The organism is Streptomyces sp. NPDC001941, assembly GCF_040296945.1.
Lineage (GTDB): Bacteria > Actinomycetota > Actinomycetes > Streptomycetales > Streptomycetaceae > Streptomyces.
Genome location: NZ_JBEOYE010000149.1, coordinates 1 through 15592, shown reverse-complemented (window position 1 = coordinate 15592; position 15592 = coordinate 1). Strand labels below are relative to the sequence as shown.

The window sequence follows — 15592 nt, the reverse complement described above, 5'->3', positions numbered from 1 at the left end:
CGGCGTCCAGGTACTTCTTGAAGTTCTTGTCCAGGCACTCCTCGCAGTCGAACGGCGTGGGCCCGGGGCCCTGCACGGAGGCGGCTGGGAGGGTGGCGGCGGCCGGGGCCGGGGCGGCGGGCGTCTGCTGGGCGGCGGCGGGACCGGCCACCGCGAGCAGGGTGGCGGCCGCGGCGGCAGTGATGATGCTGCTCTTCAGGCTCATGCGGAAAAGTGTCAGAAGACCAGATGAAAGGGCACGGGTGCCCCTCCCGGAGTTCGTGCGAGGACCACCTGAGTGGGGGAACGGCGCGGTGAGCGGCGTGCCTGCCGTGGTTCACGCGAGGGTGCGGGCGGCGTGGGGGCGTCGTCGGTAGCGTACGAGGGTCGGCCGGCGGGGGATGTTCATGAGGGCCCTGCGGTCGCGGGCCGTGCTGGGGCTGACGAGTTCCAGGTCGAACGCGCGCAGCAGCACGCTCCAGATCACCGTGATCTGCTGGTAGGCGAAGTTCATTCCCACACAGGGGTGTTGGCCGCCGCCGAACCCGATCAGGGGAGTGGGGCGCGAGCGGTGTTCCTCGCGTCCTGGCGCGAAGCGTGCGGGGTCGTAGCGGTCCGGGTCGCGGAAGACCGACGGCAGGCGGTGTGAGGCGGCGGGGGAGAGCAGGACGAGGCGGCCGGTCGGGACCTGGTACGGGCCGTGGGTGAAGGGGGCGCGCGTGGTGCGCATCATCAGGGCCACCGAGGGGTGCATGCGCTCGGCTTCCATCGCGCAGTGGCGCAGGTGGGTCATCCGGCCGAAGAGCTGGGGGGTGATGGCGGGTGTGTCACGAAAGAGCGATTCCTGTTCCTGGCGTAGTCGTTGCAGCCAGTCGTGGTGCTGCAACAGCAGGACTCCGGTCCACGCGGCGTGCGCGGCGGTGGTCTCGGTGGCGGCGAAGACGGCGTTCAGCACCAGCCGGGCGGCGAAGTAGTCGTCGGACTGCCGCTCGTCACCGTGCCCGGCGCCTTTGAAGCGCTGGTAGAGCTTCTGCGATTCCGGTACCGGGTCACCGGTTGCGGCCGGATTCGTCTGCTGGTGGGCCCGCATGACGGCGCGCAGCAACTCCTCCCGGGCACGGTCGCGCCTGCGGAACGCGGGCAGCGGCAGGTAGGGGTTGACCAGTGAGCCCAGGGCCAGTGCTCCTTGCAGGTCCCGGAGGAGGGCGGGGAGCCGACCGTGCAGGGATGGTGCCAGCCGCGGCCCGGCCAGGCAGCGCGCGGCGATGCGCGCCGACAGGTCGTGGACCACGTCGAGGAGGTCGACCTCCCCGCGCTCGCCCCAGGCCGAGACGTACTCCTCCACTTCCGTCAGCATGACGGGAACGTGCTGGGCCATCGCCTCGCGTTGCAGGCTCGGCACCAGCAACCGCATCTGCTCCGCCATGGCCTCCGGCTCCGCACCGATGCCGACGCCCTGCCCCAGGGAGGCGATCACGGCGCGGTAGGCGGGCCGCCGGTCCAGGACGGCGTCTTCCGCGGCGAGGACGGCGGCGTTCGCCTCGGGGCCGAAGAAGTAGGACACGCGCTTGCCGAGGAGGGAGAAGGTGAACGGGCCCCCCATCGTCTTCTGCGCCCCGATCAGGAACGCCACCGGATCCCGCAGGAAGGCCGCGCTGTGCCCGACCCCGAGGAGTCCGCCGGGCAGGGCCGGAGGCTCGGTCCGATGACCGTGGTCGATCTCCATGGCACACACCTGTCAGGGGGAGGGGTCACTGGGCCGGGTCGGGTCGGTGCGTTCCGTACATCCGGACTCCATCCTGCGGTCGGTGCCGCGTCCGGGACGTTTCACGCGGGTCCTCCCGCGATGACCGGGCTCGCTGCGGAAAGCGGGGGAGGAACACCCACGGACGGGCCCATCAGCCAGCCCAGCCACGAGAGCAGTGGCCCCAGGAGGCGCGCCGGGGAAGGACCGGGCCGCGGCGTACGGAGCGAGCCCATGTGCGTCGTGGCCGCGCTCCCCGCCACGGCGGCCGTGCAGGCGAGGAACGACCGACGTCGCGTGTCGGTCATGCCGAGCAGCGCCAGCGACCGAGCCCGCTCCTGCGGTTGGTGACGCCACAGGTGCAACAGTCCGCGGCGCAGCGCACGGCTGGCCTCGTCCTGCCCGGTCAGCACGCGGTGCAGGCCCGCCGCGAGATGCTCGACCGACCAGGTGCGTGCGGTCCGCTCACGTACGTACGCGCGCAGCGAGGCGCTGCGTCCCAGGCACTCTCCGTCGAGGAGGGCCAGCGACATGCCCACCGCGGTGAGGGGGTGGGTGTGCCCGACCGCGTCGCCCACCAGGGCACACCGGCCACTGCCGTAGTCGGCGCGTCGCTGGAAGCGGTTGGCGGCCCACTGCACGTCGTACGGCGACAACCGGGCGAGGAAGTGCGCACGCAGTGCCGCGGGGAGCACGGGCGCACAGGAGTGCCGCAGGTAGTCGAGGGCCGAACCGGGAGCCCCGGCGCCGCGGGGCACGTCCACGCAGACGCGTACGGCATCGACGCCGACGCGATAGGCCAGTACCGGTCCGGGCCCGCCCAGGAAGAGATGGCCGAACCCCTCCCTGGGCAGTTCCGCTCCGGTCAGCAGCACACCGGCGGTGTGCGACAGCGCCACCGAAGGCGCGTGACGGCCCCTCAGCGCCGACCGTACGCTCGACCCCCGCCCGTCGGCTCCGACGATCACCTGGGCGCGCAGGGGACCGCTGGGCGTCTCGACCTCACCGTGCGAGGGGCGGCCTCCGACGACGCGGCTCTCCACGAAGGCCACGTTCGCCTGGGCGGCGCACTCCCGCAGCACCCGGGTCAGTACGGAGTGGCTCACACTCACCGCCGCGCCCTCGCCGAAGGGCAGCGCGATGGCGGGCTCGCCGGGACCGGGGTGCACGACGAAGCCGCGGTTGGTGCAGAAGCGCGGGTCGTCGAGGGGAACGCCGAGCCGTCGCAGGGCCGCTACGCCGCCTGGATGCAGCCATTCGCCCGCCAGACGCTCGTGCGGCCCCGGCGGAGGTTCGAGGAGTCGTACGCGGGCGCCGCGGCGGGCGAAGCCCAGCGCCGCGGCACACCCACCGGGCCCGGCCCCCGCCACGAGGACATCCGCGTGGTCCATGAAGACGACTCTCCTCTTGCCCTGCGGTCCGGTGCCGCGTGCGGTCGCGCCGCGCGGCTCCCACTGGTTCCATTCGAACCACCGCGGGGCGCGGCCGCAAACCGACGACGACGAGTGCCGACGACCGGTACCGGCGCGGGCTCATCCGCGGCCCTCCCCGGCGCGGCCCGTGATGCCGGGGCCCGACCTCCAGGAAGTGTGGACACGACGGTGACAAGGACTCCGGACCCCTCCCCGCCCCGATCCGCCCTCCCGCAGGATGAGCACGATGAGGCCGTCCGCGCCGCGTACCGCAGGGGCAGTTCCCACCTGTTGTCCCAACAGCACCAGAACGGCTGCTGGGAGGGGGAAATGGTGTGGAACACCATGATCCTCTCCCAGTACGTACTCGTCCGTGCGCTCACCCACCGCCCCCTCCCGCCGCACCACGCGAGGGCAGCGGTCCACCACTACCGCCTGACCCGGACACGGCACGGAGCCTGGGGATTCCACCCGGACGCACCGCCGTCCCCGTACTGCACCACACTCGCCTACGTCGCCCTGCGCGTGCTGGGCACACCGGCCGACGACCCCTTGTGCCGCCAGGCACTCGACTGGATCCACGCGGTCCCCGGCGGGGTGAGCGCGAACCCGTCCTGGGGAACGTTCTGGCTGGCCCTGGCCGGCCTGTCCGACTACCGGGCCATGCCACCCGTCCCTCCCGAGGCGTTCCTGCTCCCGCGCGCCCTGCCCTTCCACCCCGACCGCTTCTACTGCCACACCCGCACCGTGTACCAGGCCATGGCCTGGCTGTACGGCACGCGGTTCCAGGGCGAACTCGGTGACCTCACCGCCCCGTTGCGCCAAGAGCTCCACCAGGGCCGCCGCCCCCGGCGGTCCGACCGCGCACGCCTGCGCCTCCCCGACGCCCAGGCACCACCCTCAGCGGCCCTCCGTACCGCCCACCACCTCGTCGCGCTGTACGAACGCCGCCCCTTCCGCGCCCTGCGCGCCAGGGCCCTGGCCCGGTGCCTGAGCAGGGTCGTGCACGAGCAGGGCGTCACCGCCCACGCGGGACTCTCACCGGTCAGCAGCCTTCTCAACATCCTCGTCCTGTACGCCGACGACCCCCGGTCCGAAGCCGTGGACGCGGCACTCGCCGCCATGGACCAGTGGCGGTGGCTCGACCCCGAGCGAGGACTGCGCTTCGCCGGCGCACGCTCGCAGACGTGGGACACCAGCTTCGCCGTCGAGGCCCTCACCGCCGCCGGAGCACCGCACCCGCCGGTCGGGCGGGCAGTCGAACGAGCCCGCGCCTTCCTCCGCGGCGCCCAGGTCACCCAGGAGATCGAGAACCCGGCCGTCACCGCACGCGCCCCGGCCCTCGGCGGTTGGTGCTTCTCCGACGGAAGCCACCGGTGGCCGGTGAGCGACTGCACCGCGGAAGCCCTCAACGCCTTGCTCCCCGCGCATTCCCCCACGCTCCCCGCCCGATCCCTGGACCAGGCGGTGACCTTCCTGCTGCAACGGCAGAACCCCGACGGCGGATTCGGAACCTACGAGGCACGCCGGGCCGGCACCTGGCTGGAGGCGCTGAACCCCTCGGAGATGTACTCCCGGTGCATGGTCGAAGGGTCCTACGTGGAATGCACCGGATCAGCCCTCACCGCCCTGACGCGTGCGACGGACCACCTTCCCCCAGCCCTACGGGCCCGCACCCGGCGGGCGGTCGAGTCCGCGACCCGCTTCCTCCTGGACGCACAGCTCGACGACGGATCGTGGCCCGCCGCATGGGGCGTCAACCGCGTCTACGGAACCTTCTTCGCCGTACGAGGACTCCGCGCCTCCGGCCTCCCCGTGTCGCACCCGGCCTTCGCCTCCGCGGCGCGCTGGCTCGCCCGGACGCAGCGCGGCGACGGCGGCTGGGGCGAACACCACCGGGGCTGCCTGGAGGACCGCTACGTTCCCCACCACAGCACCCAGCCCGTGACGACGGCCTGGGCGGTGCTGGCACTGATGGAGGCGCAGGGCCCGACTGCCGTGATCGCGCGGGGCGTCGACTGGCTCGTCCGCGGGCAACGCGCAGACGGCGGCTGGACGCAGCTCCACGTCACCGGTGTCTTCTTCGGGACAGGCATGCTCAGGTACGAGATGTACGCGACCTACTTCCCCCTGTGGGCCCTGGGCCGATGGCTCAGCCGTGGTGGCGCGGCGAAGCGGGCGACGCCGGCTTCCTGAGACCGCCTCCCGCCCGGGCAGGCCGCCCGGATCACCCAACTCGCCACGGACGCCGTGCTGATGGCCCCGCGTCGGCAGGGCGCCGGTAACCCACATAGCGGACTTCGAGAAGACAGCCGTGCGCCGGGGTGCCCATGCTGGAGACGCCTCGTCCTTGAGGCCGCACCAGGGAGCTCGCCACGCAGGCGCGCCCGGTGGAAGGACACACACGGCACGGGAGCCCTGGATGCCTGCTGCGCATCCGGTTCCCCTCGTGCCCAGCGAAAGGAACCCCTGTCATGACCCGTTTCACGCGTCTCGTCACCGCTGTGGCCGTTCCCGCGTTCGCCGCGGGGGCAGCGCTTCTGGTCGCCTCGCCCGCCCACGCGGCCGGCGAGACCTTCCGCTGTCAGATCGTGGTCGACCAGCTCGACGCCGGTACGGGCATCGTCAACGCCGAGTTCTGCAACGGGGTCACCCCGGGGTCGATCGTGGCCCAGTTCGTTCGCATCGTGGAGCCGGACTACGTCATCAAGTCCGTGGACGGCACCAAGTCGTACACCTGCACCGGTCAAGGAATGTCGGCGGCCAACCTCGCGGTCAACGGCACGAAGTGCACGCGCAACACCTGAACGGGAACGCGTTCCTGATGTCGAAGCCCCTACGCCGTGCTGGCCGTGCAGCACGGCGTAGCGCCTCCCACCGCCAACCTGCGCACGATCAGCCGCGAGTGCGAGGACGTCGACCTCGTCCACCGAACTGGTCGGCTCGCGTGAACGGCACGGTCGGGGTGACCCACTCGCTGGTGCTCCGCAGCGTGTATCTCGCGGAGCACGAGGTCCATTCGATCAGTCCGGATGTGAAGTCGTTGAGGCCGTCGACGAAGAGGCGCACGTCCGGGCGGCGGCCCAGCGGCGACGCCTTCACCTCGTCGGCCACCTCGTCGAACCTCCGCATCTTCTCCTCGAAGAATGCGCAGGCGGCCGTCATGGCCTGCGGCAGGGAGCAGTGCAGCTCCGAAGCGAACACATGGACGAGGTTCTCGGTCTCGCCCTCGGCGAGATCCTTCCGCAGCGAGAGGATGTCCTGGTAGGAGATGACCCGTTCGACATCGCAGCGTGCCAGTTCGCGCATCAGGGGATCGTCCAGGACACCGCCGATGTCGATGCCGAGACTGATCTCGATCAGCACGTGGTCGACGAGTTGGCCGATCGAGAAGAAGCGGACGTCCACGTAGTCCTTGACGGAAGAGGGAGCCTCCCCCGCCACCAACTTCTCGTCGTAGGCGATGCACCCGCCGATGTGGGCCGAGATCATGTCCGCGAGCCGCGCCATCTGCCCCGGAGGCGAGTACGCCTGGAGCCGCCGCCAGATCTCGGTGAACAGCGGTCCCCATCTCGGTTCCGCCATGGTGGTCTGGTGGTTGCGGGCGTCCGCCAGGCTGGCGCGCATCTTCGCCAACGACGCGCCGGACCGGTTGGCGTCGCCCTCGTCGTCCCGCTCGGTGAGCGCCGCCGCCACGGCGGAGATGACCATGAGCCGTTCGCGGTCGCACCCCGGCCAGGCGACGGACACCAGGTAGGGGTAGTCCTTGGCCACGAAGGCCTGCTTCTTCTCGTCCGTGTCGTAGAGGCCGAAGGAGAGGAACCACTGGTGGAACTCGTCCACGACACTCCGGTAGTAAGGGCTCTGCCGCACCGGATAGCGGCGGTCCAGCCAAGGTGTCTCCACCGTCGGGTGGTGTCGGGTGGGGTGCGGCGACCTGGTCATTCCGTGCTCCGAACGTCCGGCACGCGTGGGGTGACGACTGTTGCGCTGATCTGTCCGTGAGTCAGCGTCTCCTGGGCGCGAAACGTCCCGCATGCCGCGAGCGCACCGACCGCGCAGTCGGCGGGGGAAGGGGCGAAGAGGACGCGGCAGGTGGCGAGGATGTTCATGTGTCCCTCGTGAGGGCGCTCTCGGCGAGATGGCGCAGGAGGTTGGTGGCATCCGGGGCGAGGGACATGGTCCGCAGGGCCGCCAGGGCCTGCCCGAGCCGCTCGGTGATCATCGCCTCTACCGTGTCACGGGCTCCGGTGGCGGTGACGATGCGCTGGGCCGCCTCCGCCTGGTCCTCGGTGAGATCGGCGCACCCGATGAGCAGGCGCAGCTGGTCGGCCTGGGCACGCGTCGCATGGGTCAGGGCGAGGGCGAGCAGCACGGTGTGTTTGCCGTCACGCAGGTCGTCGAGTCTGGGTTTGCCGGTCTGCAGGGGGTTGCCGTAGACGCCGAGGAGGTCATCGCGGAGCTGAAACGCTTCGCCGAGGGGGAGGGCGAAGTCGCTGAGCTCTGCGAGGAGTTCGGGTCTTGCCCCGGCCAGGGCGGCTCCGATGTGGAGCGGTCGTTCGACGGTGTATTTGGCGGTCTTGTAGCGGATGACGGCCAGCGCTTGGTCGAGGTCGGGGGTGGGACGCCCGGTGGCCAGGAGGTCGAGGTACTGGCCGTACATGACCTCGGTGCGCATGACGTCGAGCAGCGGGAGAATGCTGGTGAGCCGGCCCGCGGTGAGGCCTGCGGTGTGCAGGAGTTCGTCGGCCCAGGTCAGGGCGAGGTCCCCGATCAGGATCGCGGCGCCGGCGCCGAGACGGTCGGCCGCGCCGGTGGACCGGCCCTGCTGATGGCGGGCGGCCAGGGCGCGGTGGACGGACGGCCGGCCGCGGCGGGTGGCGGAGTCGTCCATGATGTCGTCGTGGATGAGGGCGAAGGCGTGGAACATCTCCAGTGATGCCGCGACCTGCAACACCGGGGCAATGTCGCCATGTCCGCCGACTGCCTGCCAGCCGGTGACGCACAACAAGGGGCGCAGCCGCTTGCCTCCGGCGAACAGGAAGGCGCCCAGGACCTCGGTGATCTCTGCGGGCAGGTGATGAGCGGCAGCACTCCCTGCCTGGGAGGCAAGGAAGTCACTGAGTACGGAGTCGACTTGGGCGGCCACCGCGGTCAGGTCCGGTGGCTCCGTGACGAAGGTCGTAGCGGTCATCAGTCGCCACCTTGGCAGGAGTAGTCGGGGGTTTCGACGAGGTTGGGGGCTTCTTCGAGCAACTCCGAAGACCAGTAACCCCGTTGAGGGGCCACGAGAACAGAGGTGGGGGCACGGTGCGCGGGTCCGGAACCTCGTCCAGTGCGCCACAGGGAGCGCGGGCGGGGGACCGGGCGGGGCCGCTGGATGCGTGAAGACAGTGAAAACTTGCGCGCTTGTGAATCGGTTCGGCTGAGCGCTCTCCTGCCGGATCAGGCCCCGGCCACCGGCCCACTGCGCGCCGACCTGCTGGCCGTCGCGGCCCAGCCTGGGCAAGGGGCGCGCCCTTGCCGTGATGTACGGCAGGGGCATGGGGGTGCGCCCCCGCCGCGGTGTGCGGCAAGGGCATCGGGCGTGTGGGGGTCAGAGGAGGGAGAGGCCCACCTGTGCGTCCGCGTCGACGAGGGCGCCGTCGCTGTGGCCGTAGGCCTTGGTGGTCAGTGGGTCGGCGGCGCGCTCATGGCCGCTGCCAGGAAGGTGAGGGCGAAGCGCCGGGACGCCGTGGCCGCCGAGGGAGGCGTATCGGCGGGGAGGTCGTGGTTGTAGGTGTCGACACGGTCCACGGCGGTCACGGCGAGCAGCCCTCGCATGCGGAACTCCACCTCATGCGCCGACAGGCCGGGCAGCGCGTCCTTGAAGGCTGCCAGATAGCGGTCGCGGACGCTGTCCTCGGCCGGGCCGGTCCAGCTGCGTGCCTCCTCGGACGGGTCGCTGAGGATCGTCATGATCAGCCGGGAGGTCCGCGCGCCGTCCTCGTCGCCGTGTGGTGTCACGTCGAACAGCGGTCCCGCGAACGCCTCCACCAGGTCAGCGATCCGCGGAGTCGGGGTCTCGGCGAGGAGCCTGTCGAGCCCGGCGGTCTGGGCGGCGTTGACGGGCTCGATCACGCGACGGACGACCGCGGCCCACAGCCCCCCCTTCGAGCCGAAGTGATAGCCGACCGCCGCCAGATTCGCGCCGGCGCGGTCGGTCACCGCGCGCACCGATGTGCCGCGGTATCCGCGCTCGGCGAAGAGCCGCTCGGCCGCGTCGAGGATCTGGGTGCGGGTGTCAGGGTTCGTCACGTATGCAATGATACATACGAGTGATTAAAACGAACGTATGAATGAAGGTGAAGGTACTCCATGAAACTCCTCGTCTACGGCGCCGGCGTCCTCGGCAGCCAGTTCGCGGTCCGCATGCACGAAGCCGGGCACGACGTGTCCCTGCTGGCCCGGGGTGAGCGCCTGGCCTCACTGCGCGAGCACGGTGTGCAGCTGGCCGAAGAGGACAGCGCGCAGGTCCGCCGCGTGCCGGTCCCGGTGGTCGAGCAGCCCTCCGACGGCTACGACCTGACCGCGGTGTTCGTACGCACCCACCAGGTCGACTCGGTGCTGGCGTCCCTGGCACCGGTCGACGGTGACGTGCTGTTCCTGCACAACTGGGCGGCCGGCGCCGAACCACTGGGCAGGGTGATCGGGTCCGAGCGGGTACTCCTCGGCTTTCCGGCGGCCGCCGGAACGATGGACGGCGACGTGGTGCGCTACCGCAAGACGAACTTCATGACCCGCCGGGTCGCGATGCCGATCGGCGAGCCCGACGGCCGGACCACCCTCCGGGTGGAGAAGATCGTGAACACGTTCCGCGCCGCCGGGGTGAACGCCAAGGCCGAGCCGCGGATGGACGCCTGGCTCAAGACCCACGCCGCCTTCGAGGTCCCGCTCGGCCTGGCCGTGCAGTCAGCCGGCGGCCCCGCCGCGCTGGCCGGTGACACCGACGCAGTCCACCGCATGCTCGGCCTCGTCCGCCGCAACCTCGACGCCCTCGACGCGGGCCCGGTCCCACGTGCGTACGGCGCACTGCAGAAGCTCCCCGCGGGGCTGCTCGTGCCGTTGATGAAGGGCTTCCTGCGCAGCTCCACGGCCGAAAGCAGCGCGCTGAGCAGCACCTCGCCCTCCACCAGGGCCGAGATGGAGCGACTGGCCCGGCAACTCGGCACTGCCCCGACCGGCCCGTAGACGCCGAGCCGGATACGCAAGTCGGAGCGCGGGCAGCACTCCTGCCGCCGCGACCGGTCCCGGGCGCGCGCTCGGCGTCACGACAGCGGGATGGTCACCTCGTCCTCGACCGGCGGATCGATCTCGTGGTCGAGGGTCCCGGTCGCCGAGTGGCAACGCAGGCGGACCGAGGTGGGCGTGACGTCAAGACGCAGGAAGCACTTGAAGAACGGCGGACTGTACGTCGCCGAACCCGGCGAGAAGAGCTGCGTGTAGATCTTGCGCACCGGCAGCCGGAAGCGCGCGCTGCGGTCGGGGCGGCCACCGGCTCCGAGGAGACTGGCGACCAGGCGGATGCGCCGGGTGACGCGAACGGGCTTCCCCTGCGCGCGGATCGGCGGGACGCCGAGCCGTTCGGCGATCACCGCCGTGGCCTCGGCCTCGGTCAGCGTGAAGAAGCCGGGCATCCGCATCCGGCGCCCGTACAGCCTGCTGTAGAACGCCAGCGAGTCGCCGCGCAGCGGGTAGCAGCGGAACTGGTCCTCCGTGACGTCGGCCACGGAGACCCGCGGGACCGTGTGCGTGGCGTGCATGAACGCCCCGCCGCCACCGGCGACGACGTACTGGATCGTGCGTCCGCCGTCCACCCGTACCGGATACCGCTGGTAGTTGTGGATGTCGCCGCCGATCGCCGCGACGTAGTGGTGCTCCGGGTCGCGCACGATGGCGTCCACCGTGCCGCCGCCCTCGATGGCGCACGGGTGGTGCTCGCCGTCCACGTACAGCGGGGACCCGGTCACGAGGATCTTGGGCCGGTCGCCGCGCGAGACCTCGCGGAGCCAGCGGCCTTGTTCGGCGTCGATGGTGCCCAGCAGGCCCGTGTCGATGCCGATGATCCGTACCGGCCCGGCGTCGATGGCCCAGTACGGGCCCGGCTGGACGGCCTGCTGGGACGGTTCCGGGCGCAACGCCCGTGCCTCGGCGAGACGTTGCTCGTCGGTCCGGCCCGGCGAGTGCCAGAGCAGTGACCGGAACCAGGCCCGGGTCAGGGGGCGGGGCCGCGGCTCGGGCGCCAGCGGCGGTGCCTCGCAGAAGACCCGCATGAAGCCCTGCAGGCCCTCGTACCAGTCGTGGTTGCCCGGTATCGCGTAGATGGGCGACGGGTAGTCGCGGTAGGGCCGGAAGAACTTCGTGCCGTAGTCGTCGGTGCTGCCCACCGGGTAGATCACGTCACTGGCGAGCACGGTGAAGTCCGTGCCCTGACTGACCTTCAGAAAGCCCGGGACCACCGCGTACTGGGGATCGTCGCCCTCGCCAGTGTCACCGATGACCATGAACGAGAAGTGGTCGGCATCCGTGCCGCGGACGACCGCGTCGGCGGGCGCGCCCGCGGCCACGGCCTGCTCCACCCAGCGACGGCGGGTCCGGCCCGTCGGGTCCCCGAACCAGGAGGCGAGGACTCCGTTGCGGGCGGGCCACATCATCCTGGGATCCAGCCACGAGAGCTTCTCCACCCGGGCGGGCATCAGCCCTTTGTACGTGCCGAGTCGGGACGCCCCCCAGCCGGCGCCTTCTGCTGTGTCGCGTGAGGAATGAGGCACGGGTGCACGGTAACAACCGGTCTTCCGTGTGCCCAGAGCAGGGGTCGGCGGCTCGTGGCGGGATTCCGACGGCGGTGCCGCGCCAGGCCGCACTCCGATCGTCGGGGCCGGACTGCGACACTGCGCCGTCCTCACTCGCGGACGTCGAGGTCGCACGCGTGCCGCCCCGCTTCGTGTCCAGCAGATGGATAACTGCCCTGACGTCCGTGGTGCCCAGCACTACCGGCTACGACGTCATCCACGACGTCAGGGCGGCCGCCACTACTACCCGCACGGGGATCAGTACGGACGTGGGGGCCTGCGACCGTCCCGGGGCGGGAAGAACGGGTCGTACGTCTTGTCCGGGGTCTCGTACCAGTGGTCGTAGATGCCGTCCATGTTGGGGAACTTGGACGACGGGAACAGCGGATCGCCGTCCTTGGTCGGCCGCTGCCCCGCGTCGTGCCCGGGCAGGCGCCCGTCTCGAGGTGGGAAGAGTGGCTCCTGCACCGTGGGGGGCTGCGGGCGGCGCCCGTCGCGGGGCGGCAGGTACGGGGTCCAGCGCCGCACCAGTGCCTCCACCTCCGCGTGGCTGGGCTCGGCGCCGGCCAGGCTCTGCGGGGAGCAGCCCGGGGCCGGGACGTCGTAGCTCTTGTACATCAACTCGTCGCACGAGTAGGGCCCGGCGGAGTGGGCCAGGCCCAGGGCGTGCCCGATCTCGTGGTTGACCACGCGCTGCCAGGGGATGGGCGCGTCGGGCCGCTTCACCGTCCGGGCGATGTTCAGCGCGGCGCAGCCCACGACGGGGCTGTCCACCGCGTCACCCGAGCAGCGGGATGGGAACATCGCGCCCGCGGCCCCGCTGTCCGAGGAATGGAAGTGCTTGTCGTACGGCTCATAGCCGGAGCGGCCGTCCAGCAGGACCAGGCTGGCCTGGTTCACCGCCTGTGCGGACGGGCCGTGGCCTCCCACGTTCCGCTTGTCCCAGTCGACCTCTCCGAAGACCTTCCTGGAGTCCAGGGCGCGTCCCAGGAGGCGTTCCCACGTGCCGAGTCCCCGTAGGTAGAGCGCCTTGGTGCTGTCCGTCATCCCGGGTTGGAACGCGACGGTGAAGAGGTACCTCGACTCGCGCCCGGCCGGGTGGAGACCGAAGAACCGCGCCCTGGTGACCTCGTGGGACACCCCGCCCTCATCGGCCAGCAGTCGCACGTCGGCGGGTACGCGGATGCTCGGCGCGGCGGAGGGATGGGCGTGCGCGGGCGCTACGACCAGGGTGGCGCTCAGACCGGCACCGACGGCCGTGAGCGCGAGCAGGGAGGGAAGTTTCACGATGACGCTCCGGCAAGAGGGAGGGCGGGAGGACCGGCCCGGGCCTCCGACGCTAGGCAGCACACCCCGGCCCCGCCTCCCGGCGCCCCCAGCCACTGGGCCATCCGGGCAGCAGGCCCGGGCCCACAGCCGGGCAAACGTGCGACTCCGTGTGCCGGTCCAGATCGACTTCGCCGAGTTCGATCCCGCCGCTGTGAGATGTGAGAGCGGCGTGCCGCGGGCGGCAGGGGAGTGGCCGGTTGCCGTGATGCGTTGAGGGCAGCACCCGCGGTGCGGGTGCTGCCCTCAACAGGACCGGTCATGATGCCGGGTCCTCAGAGTCCCAGGAACGCTCGGAAGCGGTTGCCTGTCTCCATCGGCGGGACCTCAGACCGGGGGCCGCCGAACAGCGGCGCCCGGTCGTGCCTCACCACGCCTCGGGCACCAACTCCCCGTTGGCGAGCCGGAAGCGCTCCGGCTTGACCAGCTTCCCGTCCATGTACCAGTCGATCGACTTCCAGTCGCGCTTGCCCATCCGGACCGCCGCGCGCAGCTTGGTCATCTCCCACGCGGTGCCGAAGCCCCTGGACGTGATCTTGGCCCAGTCGCCGGCCGTGATCGTGTCACCGCGCTCCAGGAGGAGCCTGAGCGCGTCGTTGAACTGATCTGCCCTGGTGGCACCCTCGACGCCGTCCAGCGACACGCTGATCCTCACGTTGGGGTTGCCCACGGCCTCTTCGACGCCGACCGTCCAGATCGGGCGGTTGCCCATGCCCATCGCTGCCGGCAGGGTGGTGCCGTAGGGGTCGCCGTTGAACGTCTTCGAGCCCGCGAGCGCGTCCCTGAGCGTGTCCGCGCCGGGGTTGATGCCGAGGACGACGTGGTCCCCGTTCTTGGCCAGGTCCTTGAGGATGTTCCTGATGCACTCCTCGTTCGGCGCCCTGGCCGCGAGCGCCTTGGCCCGGAGGGCCGGACCCGACTGGGCGGCGGCCGCTTCGCAGGCCTCGTACGCCAGCGTCATGATCTTGGCGGTGATGCCCGCGATCACGGCCTCGGACAACCGCAGGGTGCGCAGGGCCTTCCAGGCGTCGATGAAGCCGATGCCGGTCCTGGCGGCGGCGTCAATCGCCCGGACGGCGTCCGCGATGGGCCTGATCGCCTTGCCCGCGAACAGGGTGGCGACATCGAAGAGCGCCCAGCCGCAGCCGCCCCAGCTGCCCTCCTCGCCACCGGGGGCGATCTTCTGGACGCACTTGATCCAGCTGCCGAACAGGATGTCGACCGGATCGACGTTGGACTGGTACTCGGCCATCGTGATCGTGTGGGTGACTTCCCTGGACAGGACGTCCGTCGGGAACTCGCCCACGTACACCGTCGCGCTGGCGGGGCACGTGTACTGCGAGAGGTTCAGGTCACGCGACCCGCAGTAGTACAGGTCGAGGAACTGCCGGCCCTTGATCGTGGCGGTGATCGTGCAGTTGCCCTTGTAGAAGAGCTGGTCGATGAAGTCGTCGCAGGCCTCGGTCTTGTGGGTGACCTGCGGTTCGCCGACCTGCTCGACGTGGTCGACGACGTAGAACATGTTGCCGAGGGAGCCACCGGACCCGTCGGGCACGGTGCCGGTCTCGATCTGCTGGCCCTTGCCGGCCTTCTCCGCGCGGTCGGCCGCCTCCTGGGCCTCCTTGGCGTACTTCTCCGCGTCCTTGGCGGCCTGTTCGGCCTCGGTCGCGGCGGTGTCGGCACGGTCGGCCGCGGCGCGCGCGTCCCTGGCCGCCTGCTCGGCCACGTCGGCTGCCGCACGTGCGGCAGCCGCGTCCAGGGCCGCGGCGTCGGCGGAGGCGCGGGCCTGTTCGGCGTAGCCCTCGGCCCGGCCCGCGGCCTTGTCCGCGGCTGCCGCGTCCTCGGTGGCCTGGCGGTCGTACTCGACCGTCCGGGCGAGTGACTGGGTGGCCTTGGCCGCGGCGGACGCGGCCTGCGCGGAGTAGCCGAGGGCCTCCTTCGCGTACCCCTTCGCCTCGGACGCGTACTGGGCCGCGTTCGCCGCGTGCTGGTAGGCGGCCTTGGCGTCGCCGACCGCTTGGTCGGCGATGCTCTTGGCCGCGGCCGCCTCCTCCTGGGCGTTCTTGGCGTGGGCGTCGGCGACCGCCTGCTGCTGCTCCGCGATCGTCTTGGACGCTTGTCCGGTCAGGACGACCAGGCCGGCGGCGGAGTCGGTGGTGACGTACGGAGAGCCGATCTGGATCGCGTCGTTGGCCGGCTTGGCCACCTGCGCGGCGGCCTTGCCGGCGTCCGCGGCGGCCTGGGCGGTGACGTAGGCGTAGCCGGTGGCCTTCGCCGCGGCGGCCGTGGCCTTGCCCGCT

Annotated in this window: 12 protein-coding genes; 3 read left to right on the top strand and 9 right to left on the bottom strand. The window is 71.3% G+C overall.

Annotated features, from left to right (window positions below):
• The 3 genes from ABT160_RS44135 to ABT160_RS44125 form a co-directional block, all read right to left on the bottom strand.
• The coding region (locus ABT160_RS44135) for a hypothetical protein (RefSeq protein ID WP_351655217.1) at positions 1-205 on the bottom strand (205 nt) is incomplete at its 3' end.
• A gap of 111 nt (positions 206-316) precedes the next feature.
• Positions 317-1705 (bottom strand): cytochrome P450, encoded by a 1389-nt coding sequence (locus tag ABT160_RS44130; protein ID WP_351655214.1) that lies wholly within the window; start codon positions 1703-1705, stop codon positions 317-319.
• A 101-nt stretch (positions 1706-1806) separates the two neighbouring features.
• Positions 1807-3114, bottom strand: a complete 1308-nt coding sequence (locus ABT160_RS44125) for an FAD-dependent monooxygenase (protein WP_351655211.1) — start codon at positions 3112-3114, stop codon at positions 1807-1809.
• On the opposite strand from ABT160_RS44125, the gene ABT160_RS44120 reads away from it, so the two are divergent.
• Complete coding sequence (locus ABT160_RS44120; protein WP_351655220.1) at positions 2998-5331, top strand: squalene/oxidosqualene cyclase; 2334 nt, start codon at positions 2998-3000, stop codon at positions 5329-5331. The two genes, ABT160_RS44125 and ABT160_RS44120, sit on opposite strands and share 117 nt — an antisense overlap.
• A gap of 278 nt (positions 5332-5609) precedes the next feature.
• Positions 5610-5942: a hypothetical protein gene (locus tag ABT160_RS44115; protein ID WP_351655208.1), complete on the top strand. Its 333-nt coding sequence runs from the start codon at positions 5610-5612 to the stop codon at positions 5940-5942.
• Between the two features lie 88 nt (positions 5943-6030).
• Here ABT160_RS44115 and ABT160_RS44110 read toward each other — a convergent pair whose 3' ends face one another.
• The 3 genes from ABT160_RS44110 to ABT160_RS44100 form a co-directional block, all read right to left on the bottom strand.
• Positions 6031-7041 (bottom strand): terpene synthase family protein, encoded by a 1011-nt coding sequence (locus ABT160_RS44110; RefSeq protein WP_351655206.1) that lies wholly within the window; start codon positions 7039-7041, stop codon positions 6031-6033.
• A gap of 202 nt (positions 7042-7243) precedes the next feature.
• Positions 7244-8329: a polyprenyl synthetase family protein gene (locus ABT160_RS44105; RefSeq protein WP_351655204.1), complete on the bottom strand. Its 1086-nt coding sequence runs from the start codon at positions 8327-8329 to the stop codon at positions 7244-7246.
• Between the two features lie 476 nt (positions 8330-8805).
• On the bottom strand, positions 8806-9432 hold the full coding sequence (locus ABT160_RS44100) for a TetR/AcrR family transcriptional regulator (protein WP_351655201.1): 627 nt from the start codon (positions 9430-9432) through the stop codon (positions 8806-8808).
• A gap of 60 nt (positions 9433-9492) precedes the next feature.
• Here ABT160_RS44100 and ABT160_RS44095 point away from each other — a divergent pair, with 60 nt between their 5' ends.
• Positions 9493-10365, top strand: coding sequence for a ketopantoate reductase family protein (locus ABT160_RS44095; RefSeq protein WP_351655198.1), 873 nt, complete (start codon positions 9493-9495; stop codon positions 10363-10365).
• Between the two features lie 77 nt (positions 10366-10442).
• On the opposite strand, the gene ABT160_RS44090 is transcribed toward ABT160_RS44095, so the two are convergent.
• The 3 genes from ABT160_RS44090 to ABT160_RS44080 form a co-directional block, all read right to left on the bottom strand.
• Positions 10443-11945, bottom strand: a complete 1503-nt coding sequence (locus tag ABT160_RS44090) for a metallophosphoesterase (protein WP_351655195.1) — start codon at positions 11943-11945, stop codon at positions 10443-10445.
• Between the two features lie 279 nt (positions 11946-12224).
• Positions 12225-13253 (bottom strand): matrixin family metalloprotease, encoded by a 1029-nt coding sequence (locus ABT160_RS44085; RefSeq protein ID WP_351655193.1) that lies wholly within the window; start codon positions 13251-13253, stop codon positions 12225-12227.
• A gap of 406 nt (positions 13254-13659) precedes the next feature.
• A partial coding sequence (locus ABT160_RS44080; RefSeq protein ID WP_351655190.1) for a polymorphic toxin type 27 domain-containing protein occupies positions 13660-15592 on the bottom strand: 1933 nt, incomplete at its 5' end.